Consider the following 11,606-nt stretch of genomic DNA (forward strand, 5'->3'; position numbering starts at 1 on the left):
TATAAAATAATTAAGAAAGGGTTTATACTGGCGGAAGCTACCCGCTAATATAAATATAAGGTGGATTTGTGTGATATAGAGTCTTAGGTGGAAGTGAATTGGAAAAAATATTTTTTTGAGAAGGCGTGAATGAATATAATAATATATTCATTCAAATGAGAAAGTGAGGAAATAATGATGAAACAAGGTGGAATGATGTTGAGTGGAAGGACTATTTTGGGCCTTTGCCTAGTTGTGATTGGTCTTTTGACCCTTGGTTATGGTGGGATGGAATTTGGCTTTGGTCTAAGTTTGGGCTTTCAGTCTTTTTTGATTGGTGGTCTTATTTGTATCTTGGTTGGATCGCTTGTAATGCCAAGCGTGGCGGTAGCTATCAAGCTGGTGGTCTTGGCTTTGACGGTGATTAGTATCTTGCTCGATATTCACAGTATGTCTGATTTGGAATTTCTCTTGCAACTGATGTCGGATGTGGCTGTTATAGGCTTTGCTGCTTTTCTGGCATTGATTTTTTTGAGAAAGTAGGGAGAGGAAATGATTGTAGTTTACGATTCAGTAACGGGTGTTGGGAAGCACTTTGCCGAATCGCTAGGCTATCCGACACAAAGCATCAAGGAAAAGTTGCAAGAACCCTGCATTCTCATTACTCGAAATGCAGGTGCTGGGAAAATTCCTTGGTCAAGCAAACGCTTCATCAAGAAACACTCAAGCCTGATTAAAGGTTTTGTCAATAATGGAGATTCTGTTAAGCATGGACGGACCTTTTGCGGGGCGACACCTTTGATTATCGAAAAATATGGGCTGCCGCACATCTGCGATATTGACCGAGGTGGTAAGGAAGACGACATCAAAATTGTGCAGGAATACCTAGCTAAACTCTGAGAGCGGAGTATCTATATGCTAAATTTCTAGAAAGAGGATGGGTGGTGATCACTCATCCTTTTAAGATGACAAAAATGTAAGTTTAAAGCTTAAAATGAAAGGTTATTCGATGGTAGCGGGACGGGGAATTTTATAACATATAGGTGTAAGGAAAAACAAATCAAAAATCAATATCCAAATAAAAGGAGGCCCACTATGAAAACAAATCTCTTCAGCCACAAACAACACACTCCAAAGGCGCAGAAGATTTCCAAAGAAGAAATCGAAAAAACCAGACTGGGCTGTGCATCAAGCCAGTATTATTTCTGGTTACAATATAGTCATTAAGAAGCAGATGCAGTGAAGGGGCTGGGATAGAACTAAGAATGATTAATTCTATCCCACCACCTTTTTGCCCAAATGGAACTGAAAGTTTAGGGGAAAGAGAGGCAAACTTGCAAAGTAGCTCAAGTCATACAACCAGCTTCCCTTAGTGAAAATCAAGTTTTTACATAACTTGAAGATAGCTAAGTGACAAAAATGTAAGATAAGAGTTTAAAATGAAAGATTAGCTTATGGAAACTTGTCGGGCTTTTCGGTATGATAATAGTATCAAATAATGAAAAAGAGGTTCAAGGAATGACATTATTAGATGTACAACATGTGAAAAAGATTTATAAAACCCGCTTTCAGGGTAGTCAAGTAGAGGCGCTAAAGGACATTCACTTTACAGTGGAGAAAGGCGAATATGTCGCCATCATGGGGGAGTCAGGCTCTGGGAAATCCACCTTGCTCAACATCCTAGCCATGCTGGACAAGCCGACCGAAGGCCGTGTTTTCCTCAACGGAACTGACACAGCAACTATCAAAAATAGCCAAGCTTCCAGCTTCCGACGGGAGAAATTAGGCTTTGTCTTTCAGGATTTCAACCTGCTGGACACCCTATCGGTCAAGGATAATGTCCTTCTACCCTTGGTACTCTCTCGTCGTCCCATTACCGAGATGATGCAAAAGCTGGTCACGACCTGCAATGAGCTGGAAATTAACAAACTTCAAGAGAAGTTTCCTTATGAGATTTCTGGCGGTCAGAAGCAGCGGGTGGCAGTTGCTCGCGCTATCATCACTGAGCCTGAGATTTTGCTGGCAGATGAGCCGACAGGAGCCTTGGATTCCAAGTCTTCAGCTGCTCTTTTGGATGTCTTTGGCGACATCAATGCACGCGGTCAAACTATTCTCATGGTGACTCACTCGACTTCAGCAGCCAGTCGAGCCAAGCGGGTGCTCTTTATCAAGGACGGGATTCTCTACAATCAAATCTTCCGCGGCAACAAGACTGAGCGACAGATGTTCCAAGAAATTTCCGATACGTTGACGGTTATGGCAAGTGAGGTGGGTGCTCATGCTTAGATTAACCAGTAAGCTTGCGCTTTCCAACCTAGTCAAAAATCGTAAGCTTTATTATCCTTTCGCTCTGGCGACCTGTCTGGCTATCGCCATCTCCTACATCTTTTTCTCTCTGACCTTCAATCCCAATCTGATAAAAATGGCTGGAGCAAGTGCAGTTTCTATGGTACTATCGCTGGGGATGGTTATTGTCAGCATCACCACCAGCATTATCGTCTTTTATGCCAATAGCTTTGTTTTCAAGAATCGCTCCAAAGAGCTGGGGCTCTACAGTGTGCTAGGGCTCAATAAATCCCATCTCTTTGTCATGGTGGTCATCGAATTGATGGTATTTGGTTTGGTCACCCTTCTCCTTGGTTTGGGACTAGGACTCTTATTTGACAAGCTAATTTATGCTCTTTTGCTGAAAATCATGGGGTTTAAAGTTGTGCTGGTTTCGACTTTCCAGCCATCTGTAGTCGTGGCTGTTGCTGTTTTTTATGCCTTTGTCTTTTTCTGCTTGATGATGAGCAATGGCCTGAGACTGAGAAAACTAGATGCTCTGCAATTGGTCAAAGAAAAGAATAGTGGAGAAAAGGAAAGTCGCTTTTTACTCCTGCAAACTGTGCTTGGACTCGCAGCATTGGCATTTGGCTACTTTCTTGCGCTAGGAGTTACCAATCCTTTATCAGCGATTTTTACATTCTTTGTCGCGGTACTCTTTGTGATTCTGGGGACCTATCTGCTCTTTAATGCGGGAATTACAGTCTTTCTGCAGTTTTTGAAAAAGAGGAAGTCCTATTATTACCAACCTAATAATATGATTTCCGTTTCCAACTTGATTTTCCGCATGAAGAAAAATGCGGTGGGTCTGGCAACGATTGCCATTCTATCAACCATGGTACTGGTGACCTTATCAGGCGGAGCTAATATCTATGCTGGTGGTGACTACATGCAAAAAGCCTTGTTTCCTCATGATATGAGTATTCAAGGAAAAGGAGTCACGGGTGAGCAGATGGACCAAGTTCTGACAGAGTTTGCGAATGAGCAACAGTTACCAGTCGCGAAAAGAGTCGTCTATCAATATTATACGATGGGGGTGAGAAGTCGCGCCGGCAATCAACTTGATATTTTCGCTGCCGATCAGAGATTTGTCACGCCGAATACTTACATTCTAGCCATTTCAGAAGCGGATTATCAGAGTATGACAGGGAAAACTCTGAATCTTGGGGATGACGAGGTGGCACTCTACCAGCAAGGAGTGAAGTTAGATTTCCAGCAAGACTTGCAGCTGGCTGGTCAGACCTTTAAAATCAAAGAAGAACTAAAAGAAGACTTTATCTTTGGCAATTTGCCAGACCAGATGAACATGATTATCCCAGAGAAAATCTACATGGTCCTTAAAAATCCAAGTCAGGTATTCTCTGCCTTGATGGATAAATACGCTGTAAATCTTGACTATTATGGTGGGCTTAATCTGGATTTACCAACAGCAGAACAGCGCAAGCTGAGGGATGCCTATCAAGAAAAGTTGCATCAGTTTAATCTGACCTTGCCGGAAAATCAAGCGGTTTATGGTTCGGTGACAGCCTTTGAGAAACAAGAAATCAAAGGAATGTTGGGTGGTATGTTCTTTATCGGGATTTTCCTTTCAATCGTCTTCATGCTGGGAACCATTCTCATCATCTACTACAAGCAGATTTCAGAAGGTTATGAGGATCGGGATCGCTTTGTGATTTTACAAAAAGTCGGTCTGGATGAAAAGCAAATCAGACAAACCATTCGGAAGCAGATTTTGATTGTTTTCTTCCTGCCGCTGGCCTTTGCCTTTATCCATCTGACCTTTGCTTATCACATGCTGAGCTTAATCTTGTCCGCCCTGGGAGTGCTTAATGCAACACTCATGCTGGCAGTTACGCTAGGTGTCTGCGCGGTCTTCTTTATCAGCTATGTGCTTGTCTTTATGATTACTTCTCGGAGTTATCGTACGATTGTTTCTATGTAAGAAGTTGGGTTTTCCCAGCTTCTTATTTTGTTTTTCTTTGCCCGATGAAAAAGGGGGAGATAAAAAGAGACTTTGGTAAATCCAACAATCTATGATATAATAAACCATCTATGCTTTGGAGGGAGATTGCTATGAATATTTTTCGAAAAAAAGATGCCAGTAAAAACCGGACGGGAATGCGGCGGCATCTGAAACTGGTAGATTTGATTCTTTTGGGAATCGGTGCTATGGTCGGTACAGGCATTTTCACTGTTACGGGAATCGGCGCAGCGACGTATGCGGGTCCAGCTTTGATTGTGTCTATCGTGATTTCTGCCCTGTGTGTCAGTATTTGTGCTCTATTTTATGCGGAATTTGCTTCGCGGGTTCCGGCCAATGGTGGAGCTTATAGCTATATCTACGCTGTTTTGGGAGAATTTCCGGCTTGGATGGCCGGCTGGCTGACTATCATGGAATTTATGACAGCTGTATCTGGTGTCGCTTCTGGCTGGGCCTCCTATCTAAAGGGACTGCTCAGTAGTTTTGGTCTTCAGTTGCCAACAGCCTTAAATGGAACTTTTGATCCACAGATGGGAACCTACATCGATATTTTACCTATTCTGGTTGTGTTTTTTGTTACAGGAGTCGTACTTTTAAACTCAAAAGCAGCCTTGCGCTTCAACTCTGCCTTAGTAGTCCTCAAATTCTCAGCTTTGGCCCTATTTATCCTCGTTGGGCTCTTTCATCTTCGACCTGAGAATTGGTCTGACTTTGCTCCGTTCGGCTTTGGCCAGATTTATGGCGGGCAGACGGGGATTATGGCAGGAGCTTCTCTGATGTTCTTTGCTTTTCTGGGCTTTGAGTCGATTTCCATGTCAGTGGATGAGATTAAAGAGCCACAAAAAAATGTACCACGTGGAATCGTCCTGTCCCTTAGTATCGTTACCATTCTCTATATTTTGGTAACCTTGGTCTTGACTGGACTGGTACATTACACCAAGCTTAATGTTCCAGATGCAGTAGCCTTTTCACTTCGTAGTATTGGACTGGATTGGGCGGCCAATTATGTTTCCATCGTGGCTATTTTGACCCTGATAACTGTCTGCATTACCATGACTTATGCCTTGTCTCGGATGATTTATAGTGTGGCGCGTGATGGTTTGTTACCTAAGTCCTTTAAAAAATTAACTGCAACGAGCAGAGTGCCCCAAAACGCAACCATCTTGGTGGGAGTGGTGGCGGCTATCTGTGCTGGAATCTTCCCTCTGGCCAGCATCGCCTCCTTCCTCAATATCTGTACATTAGCTTACCTGATTATGCTAGCCTTTGCCATTCTGAAGCTGCGGAAGGATAAGGGACAGCCTAAGGCAGGAGAGTTTAAAACTCCGCTGGTGCCTCTAACTCCGATTTTGTCCATTGTCATCTGTCTTTCCTTTATGACTCAGTACACTTGGGACACTTGGCTGGCCTTTGGAATCGCCCTGGTCTTGGGAATTCTGATTTACTTCGGTTACGGCTATCGCCATTCGGAAATAGAAGCGAGAGAAAAATAAAATAAAGAAGTTATAGCTAGATAGGAAATATACGGAGAAAAGAATGAAGAAGTTCAACCTAACGAAAAAGAAGAAAGTTTGGCTGTTTATCCTGCTCTTAATTGCCCTGCCCCTACTAGCCATTGTGATCAATATCCAGCTGAATCAACCCGAACATATGAACGCTGACTATGTTGGGCTTTGGAAGTCAAGGTGGCATGAGGAAAATAAAGATTGGCTCTATCCTCTGAAAAATATCTGTCTCATTATTTTAGCAGGTATAGCTGTCTCTGGATTGATGATTGCATTTTCCAAGGGTGAGAGATAGAAATAGGATTTTGTAGATTTAAATGAAATAATCTTACAAAAATGTAAGATTGCCTATGATAAATGTAAGGTAGAGACGTGGAAAACAGGTCTCTATTTTGCTATAATTTGCTCAGGAATCCTAACAAGAAAGGTTGCGCGATTATGAAAAAAGTCCTTTTAGGTTGCTTGGGAACAGTACTGATTTTGCTTGCTCTTTTAATAGGTTTTCTAGCCTACTTTGGTCCAGACTATGGAATTTTTCTTTTCCCACCTAGTCCGCAGGACTACACCCGCTCGGTTGTGAAAAAGCTTGATTTCGGTCTTTATACGGACAAAGATTGGGAAAATGAGAAGAAGAAAGCCTTGGAGAAGCTTGAATCCGCCAAGACTTATCAGGACACCTATCCTGTCTTGGAAAAATTAACCAAAGAGGCTGGCGGAAAGCATTCTTATTTTTTAAGTCCACAGGATAATCCTGAAAATAGTCCAGAAAGCAAAAATCAACCTGAAGTGCAGAATCGGGAGGGTATTCTCTATTTAAAAGTTCCTGCTTTCACTGGTGATGCACAGGCAGCGAAAGCTTATGTAAATAAACTTTCGACAGCTCTTAAAAAGAATGACTATCAGGCGGTTGTAGTGGAGTTGAGAGATAACACCGGCGGGAATATGTATCCGATGATTGCTGGACTGTCCTCTCTTTTGCCTAATGAAGATCTCTTCCAATTCGTTTATAAAAATGGAAGCAAGAGCGCGGTTTCGCGATTAGATGTTCTGAAGCAGCTTGGTCTGGAGCAGACTGATGAGAAAGCAAAGAAAGTGCCAATAGCTATCCTTACCAATGTGAAGACAGGTAGCTCAGGAGAGATGACTGTTTTAGCTTTTAAGGGACTGGAAAATGTTAAAATATTTGGTCAGCCAACGGCAAGCTATACTACGGGAAATAATTATTATCAACTATATGATGGAGCGACTTTGCTCTTGACTACCTCGAGTATCCTAGATCGTACGGGCAAGCTTTATGAGAATGAGGCAATTCAGCCCGATGTCCTAACTGACCAGCCTTTAGAAGAGGCGGAGTCTTGGTTGAAGGAACAGTTAGGAGAATAGTTCATTGAAAGCAGTCAAAGAGACTGCTTTTCTGCTATAATAAAGAGAAGAACGAGGTGACAGATGATTCGTAAGGTAGAACTAAGAGACGTCTCAACCATTCAGCGGCTCAATGCTGAGTGCTTGGGATATAATTTCGATAGGAAAGCGACGGAGGCTCAACTGAAGAGGCTGCTAGAGAATGACCAGCATTTGATTTTGGTCGCTGAAGCATATGGACAGGTCATAGGCTACGCCCATGCGACTAGCTACGACTGTCTCTATTTCCCGTCCTTGCTCAATCTCTTGGCTTTGGCCGTCGCTCAGGAATTTCAAGGGCGGGGACATGGCAGAGCGCTGATGCAAGCTTTGCGTGAAGAGGGAAAAGCGGCAGGCTACACAGGGATTCGGATTAATTCAGGCATTTCTCGCTCCGCAGCCCATGAATTTTACCGCAGTCTTGGTTGCAGCAAAAAAGCAGACCAGAAACGATTTTATTGGGAATTTTAGAGAAAGGAGGAGAAGATGATGATTGAACCACTAACCCAGCAGCATGCTTTAGAAATTGCTAAGGACTGGCATTATGAAGCGCCTTATGATTTTTATGACATGAAAAATGACCTAGAGGATTATGAAGAAATGGTTTCTCCTGAAGCGCGTGGGGACCGTTATTATCAAGTCCTGCGAGAGGGGAAGCTCTATGGATTTTTCTGCTTGGATCAGAAAGGAGAGCGAACTTTGGAGCTTGGTTTGGGGATGAAGCCGGAGCACTGCGGAAAGAGCCAGGGTGCTTCATTTCTGCAGGAAATTTTGGGCTTTATCATGGAAAATTTTGCGCCCCAAGTCATAAGGCTATCCGTGGCTGACTTCAATCACCGAGCCCAGCAGCTCTATTTCAATATGGGATTTGAAATGGTGAGGCGCATCCCACAGGAAAGCAATGGCGATATTCACCTCTTTGTTAAAATGCAAAAGGAGTTTTGAGAAAAAATGGCCCTCTTTTATGGTGAATCTAGAATAGAGAAAGGAAAGCTGAGAAGGAATTTTCTGGGCTTTTCTTATATCTTGAGTATACAATATAAGTGCACAATAAAAAAATCATAAGATTTTCTAGTAATTGAAACAACTTGAGTTTGATTATCTAAAACTAGCTAGATTGTGTTATAATGAAAATTATGGCAAATAAGAAAAATACGAAAAAAGGTCGGACTACTAGACGGCCGACAAAAGCAGAATTAGAAAGGCAGAAAGCGATTCAACGGATGATTGCCACTTTTGTTTTGGCTATCGTTTTGTTGTTTGCTGCTCTAAAACTAGGTGCCTTCGGGGTCACCATTTATAATTTAATTCGAGTTCTGGTGGGCAGTATGGCCTATGTGGCTATCTTGGCCAGTTTGGGCTATCTCTTTTTCTTCAAATGGCTGCATAAGCATGAAGGGATAATTTCAGGCTTTATCAGCTTTTTTCTGGGCTTGAGCTTGATTTTTCAAGCTTACTTTGTTCACGTTTTGCATTTGAAAGGGCAGGTTTTATCCACAACGCTTACGCGAGTCCTGACAGATTTGATGGCCTTTAAAGTGACCTCATTTGCTGGTGGGGGCTTGCTTGGGGCGGCTCTTTATGCGCCGATTTCTTTTCTTTTTTCAAATATCGGCTCCTATTTTATCGGTTTGCTTCTGATTGCGCTTGGAGTCCTGCTCATGAGTCCATGGTCGATTTATGATATTGCTGAGAAATTAAGCATAGCTTTCCAACAGTGGAGTGAAAAGAGGGAAGAAAAGCGGCAGCAAAGATTCCTTGAGCGAGAAGAGAGGGCTGCTCAAGAAGCTCTGAAAGCTATTGAGGTGGAACAAGAAGGACTTGGAGTGGATCCTGAGACGGGTGAGATTTTAGATGATGAGGATCTGGCTCATACACCGGTTGATTTTGATGATGTAGACTATGATGAACCGGGCGACTATAATCCTCATGAGCCGCTAGATTTTGGCCACGAAGAGGAGATAGAAGAAGCAGAGGCGGACGTAGAAGTAGATTTTACGACCAAAGAAAGTCTAGACTATAAATTACCGACCATCAATCTCTTTGCGCCTGATAAGCCCAAAAATCAGTCCAAAGAAAAACGGATTGTCCGAGAGAATATCAAGATTTTGGAAGAAACATTTGCTAGCTTTGGGATTAAGGTTACTGTCGAGCGAGCTGAAATCGGGCCTTCTGTCACCAAGTACGAGGTTAAGCCAGCTGTCGGCGTTCGGGTTAATCGGATCTCCAATCTGGCTGATGACTTGGCTCTTGCCCTAGCTGCTAAGGATGTGCGGATTGAGGCACCAATTCCTGGGAAATCCCTAGTTGGGATTGAGGTGCCCAACTCTGAAGTTGCGACCGTGACTTTCCGAGAACTCTGGGACCAGTCCAAGACGGATGCTAATAAGCTCCTAGAAATCCCGCTTGGTAAGGCTGTCAACGGCTCTGTCCGCTCCTTTGACTTGGCTAAGATGCCCCATCTCTTGGTAGCGGGCTCTACTGGCTCTGGTAAATCTGTGGCTGTCAACGGCATTATTGCCAGCATTCTCATGAAGGCCAGACCTGATGAAGTCAAGTTTATGATGGTGGATCCTAAGATGGTGGAGCTGTCCGTTTATAACGACATTCCCCACTTGCTCATCCCCGTCGTGACCAATCCTCGCAAGGCCAGTCGTGCCCTCCAGAAGGTTGTAGACGAGATGGAAAACCGCTATGAACTCTTCTCCAAGGTTGGCGCCCGTAACATTGCTGGTTACAACGCTAAGGTAGCTGAGTACAATGCCCAGTCAGAGTACAAGCAGGTTCCCCTGCCTTTAATCGTCGTCATCGTGGACGAACTGGCTGACCTTATGATGGTGGCCAGCAAGGAAGTGGAAGACACCATTATTCGTCTGGGACAAAAAGCGCGTGCGGCTGGGATTCACATGATTCTGGCTACCCAGCGGCCATCTGTAGATGTTATCTCAGGTCTGATCAAGGCCAATGTACCGTCTCGGATTGCCTTTGCCGTATCTAGCGGAACAGACAGTCGGACTATTCTGGATGAGAACGGTGCAGAGAAGTTGCTAGGTCGTGGTGATATGCTCTTTAAGCCTATTGATGAAAACCATCCGGTTCGTCTGCAGGGCTCCTTTATCTCAGATGAAGATGTGGAGCGCATTGTTGCCTTTGTCAAGAATCAAGCTGAAGCTGACTATGACGACAGCTTTGATCCTGGTGAAGTATCTGACAATGATTTGGATATTGGTGGAGGTGACGATGAGGGCGATCCACTCTTTGAGGAAGCCAAAGCCTTGGTTATCGAGACGCAGAAGGCCAGCGCGTCTATGATTCAGCGGCGACTATCGGTCGGCTTTAATCGGGCGACTCGCCTCATGGAGGAGCTGGAAGCTGCCGGCGTTATTGGACCAGCTGAAGGCACAAAACCGAGAAAGGTCTTGCAGACTAATTGATCTTTATTTTAACTAGTTTACTAGAAAAAGAAGAATTCGATAAAAACAAATCTGCCAGCAGTCAGCCGGCAGATTTTCTCTACTTAAGAACGAAGGGAAAAGAAGTTATGAAACTAGATACCATTCATCATATTGCGATTATTGGTCATGATTATGCCAAAACTAAGACCTTTTATGTGGATAAGCTTGGCTTTGAGATGCTGGATGAGCACCACCGGCCAGATAAGGAGGACATTCTCTTTAATGTTCGCAAGGGGAATCTGACTCTGGAAATTTTCATCAAAGAAAAAGCACCCAAACGGCCCTTCCTCCCCCATCCAGAGCATACCGGTCTGCGGCATCTAGCCTTCCGAGTAGCAGATGTAGAGGCTACTCTAGCGGAATTTGATCGTTTAGAGATTCCCCATACTGAGCTGCGTTATGATGACTTTGACGGTCGTAAGATGGCCTTCTTTTTTGATCCCGATGGCTTGCCTCTGGAGCTTCATGAATAAAAAAAAGAGCCTTGGCTCTTTTTCACTGCAAAATAAATATACTGATGACCATAGCTAGATACATGAAGAATGTCAAGAGAAAACCGGCCCGCCAGAAGAATTTGAAAAATTTGGGATAGTAAAAAGTTTGTTTCTTTTTTAGGAAATAAACTGTGATAGCAATAGCCAGACCAGAGAGCGCTAAAACCAGCTGAGGCAAGAGACTGTGATAGAAAGCCTTGTCTGAGATGATATAAAACTCCACAATAAAGAAAGGGAAAGCCAAGTCTGCAAAATTCAAACCATATTTCTTTAATTTAAAGACTTTCACCGTGATAATAGCCAAAATGAGGGTTAGAAAGATAAATAATACTGAAGCAATTTTTAATAATACCATACAACCATTTTACCATAAAAATGCGAAAAGATAAGAATTTTTTCTTGCTGTACGTTTGTCAATGATGTGAGACCAAACGAAAGTTATCTAAAAACTTGATATGGTATTCTC

13 protein-coding genes are annotated in these 11,606 nt (G+C 43.3%); 12 read left to right on the forward strand and 1 reads right to left on the reverse strand.

The features are described 5' to 3' along the window. The first annotated feature begins 174 nt into the window (after nt 1-174). The 12 genes from SSIN_RS02135 (at nt 175) to gloA2 (ending at nt 11,119) form a co-directional block, all read left to right on the forward strand. Nucleotides 175-522 carry a hypothetical protein gene (locus tag SSIN_RS02135; RefSeq protein WP_037615195.1) on the forward strand — a complete coding sequence of 116 codons (348 nt, stop codon included), beginning with the start codon at nt 175-177 and terminating at the stop codon, nt 520-522. A 9-nt stretch (nt 523-531) separates the two neighbouring features. Further along, complete coding sequence (locus SSIN_RS02140; RefSeq protein ID WP_037615197.1) at nt 532-879, forward strand: class Ib ribonucleoside-diphosphate reductase assembly flavoprotein NrdI; 348 nt, start codon at nt 532-534, stop codon at nt 877-879. A gap of 195 nt (nt 880-1,074) precedes the next feature. After that, nucleotides 1,075-1,206, forward strand: coding sequence for a hypothetical protein (locus SSIN_RS11005; RefSeq protein ID WP_262366324.1), 132 nt, complete (start codon nt 1,075-1,077; stop codon nt 1,204-1,206). A 291-nt stretch (nt 1,207-1,497) separates the two neighbouring features. After that, nucleotides 1,498-2,265 (forward strand): ABC transporter ATP-binding protein, encoded by a 768-nt coding sequence (locus SSIN_RS02145; RefSeq protein ID WP_037615199.1) that lies wholly within the window; start codon nt 1,498-1,500, stop codon nt 2,263-2,265. After that, nucleotides 2,258-4,246, forward strand: a complete 1,989-nt coding sequence (locus SSIN_RS02150; RefSeq protein WP_037615201.1) for an ABC transporter permease — start codon at nt 2,258-2,260, stop codon at nt 4,244-4,246. Before SSIN_RS02145 ends, SSIN_RS02150 begins: the two co-directional genes overlap by 8 nt. A gap of 131 nt (nt 4,247-4,377) precedes the next feature. Next, the gene (locus SSIN_RS02155) at nt 4,378-5,778 is read left to right on the forward strand and encodes an amino acid permease (RefSeq protein ID WP_037615203.1); all 1,401 of its coding nucleotides are present in this window, start codon (nt 4,378-4,380) and stop codon (nt 5,776-5,778) included. A gap of 43 nt (nt 5,779-5,821) precedes the next feature. After that, nucleotides 5,822-6,085, forward strand: a complete 264-nt coding sequence (locus SSIN_RS02160; protein ID WP_037615205.1) for a hypothetical protein — start codon at nt 5,822-5,824, stop codon at nt 6,083-6,085. A 77-nt stretch (nt 6,086-6,162) separates the two neighbouring features. Continuing rightward, nucleotides 6,163-7,173 carry a S41 family peptidase gene (locus tag SSIN_RS02165; protein WP_037615207.1) on the forward strand — a complete coding sequence of 337 codons (1,011 nt, stop codon included), beginning with the start codon at nt 6,163-6,165 and terminating at the stop codon, nt 7,171-7,173. A gap of 63 nt (nt 7,174-7,236) precedes the next feature. Then, complete coding sequence (locus SSIN_RS02170; protein ID WP_037615209.1) at nt 7,237-7,662, forward strand: GNAT family N-acetyltransferase; 426 nt, start codon at nt 7,237-7,239, stop codon at nt 7,660-7,662. 15 nt (nt 7,663-7,677) lie between these two features. Further along, nucleotides 7,678-8,136 carry a GNAT family N-acetyltransferase gene (locus tag SSIN_RS02175; RefSeq protein ID WP_037615210.1) on the forward strand — a complete coding sequence of 153 codons (459 nt, stop codon included), beginning with the start codon at nt 7,678-7,680 and terminating at the stop codon, nt 8,134-8,136. Between the two features lie 191 nt (nt 8,137-8,327). Next, entirely contained in the window at nt 8,328-10,625 is a 2,298-nt protein-coding gene (locus SSIN_RS02180; RefSeq protein ID WP_037615211.1) for a DNA translocase FtsK, read from the forward strand. A gap of 107 nt (nt 10,626-10,732) precedes the next feature. Continuing rightward, nucleotides 10,733-11,119 carry an SMU1112c/YaeR family gloxylase I-like metalloprotein gene (gene gloA2, locus SSIN_RS02185; RefSeq protein ID WP_037615215.1) on the forward strand — a complete coding sequence of 129 codons (387 nt, stop codon included), beginning with the start codon at nt 10,733-10,735 and terminating at the stop codon, nt 11,117-11,119. Nucleotides 11,120-11,141: 22 nt separating this feature from the next. On the opposite strand, the gene SSIN_RS02190 is transcribed toward gloA2, so the two are convergent. After that, nucleotides 11,142-11,495, reverse strand: coding sequence for a DUF3397 domain-containing protein (locus SSIN_RS02190; protein WP_037615213.1), 354 nt, complete (start codon nt 11,493-11,495; stop codon nt 11,142-11,144). Nucleotides 11,496-11,606 lie beyond the last annotated feature (111 nt).

The sequence above is a fragment of the Streptococcus sinensis genome, assembly GCF_000767835.1.
GTDB classification, from domain to species: domain Bacteria; phylum Bacillota; class Bacilli; order Lactobacillales; family Streptococcaceae; genus Streptococcus; species Streptococcus sinensis.

What these genes read in the sequence shown, in the direction of transcription:
- SSIN_RS02135 (WP_037615195.1), top strand. Translation starts at nt 175, where the DNA reads ATGATGAAACAAGGTGGAATGATGTTGAGTGGAAGGACTATTTTGGGC.
- SSIN_RS02140 (WP_037615197.1), top strand. Translation starts at nt 532, where the DNA reads ATGATTGTAGTTTACGATTCAGTAACGGGTGTTGGGAAGCACTTTGCC.
- SSIN_RS11005 (WP_262366324.1), top strand. Translation starts at nt 1,075, where the DNA reads ATGAAAACAAATCTCTTCAGCCACAAACAACACACTCCAAAGGCGCAG.
- SSIN_RS02145 (WP_037615199.1), top strand. Translation starts at nt 1,498, where the DNA reads ATGACATTATTAGATGTACAACATGTGAAAAAGATTTATAAAACCCGC.
- SSIN_RS02150 (WP_037615201.1), top strand. Translation starts at nt 2,258, where the DNA reads ATGCTTAGATTAACCAGTAAGCTTGCGCTTTCCAACCTAGTCAAAAAT.
- SSIN_RS02155 (WP_037615203.1), top strand. Translation starts at nt 4,378, where the DNA reads ATGAATATTTTTCGAAAAAAAGATGCCAGTAAAAACCGGACGGGAATG.
- SSIN_RS02160 (WP_037615205.1), top strand. Translation starts at nt 5,822, where the DNA reads ATGAAGAAGTTCAACCTAACGAAAAAGAAGAAAGTTTGGCTGTTTATC.
- SSIN_RS02170 (WP_037615209.1), top strand. Translation starts at nt 7,237, where the DNA reads ATGATTCGTAAGGTAGAACTAAGAGACGTCTCAACCATTCAGCGGCTC.
- SSIN_RS02175 (WP_037615210.1), top strand. Translation starts at nt 7,678, where the DNA reads ATGATGATTGAACCACTAACCCAGCAGCATGCTTTAGAAATTGCTAAG.
- SSIN_RS02180 (WP_037615211.1), top strand. Translation starts at nt 8,328, where the DNA reads ATGGCAAATAAGAAAAATACGAAAAAAGGTCGGACTACTAGACGGCCG.
- gloA2 (WP_037615215.1), top strand. Translation starts at nt 10,733, where the DNA reads ATGAAACTAGATACCATTCATCATATTGCGATTATTGGTCATGATTAT.
- SSIN_RS02190 (WP_037615213.1), bottom strand. Translation starts at nt 11,495, where the DNA reads ATGGTATTATTAAAAATTGCTTCAGTATTATTTATCTTTCTAACCCTC.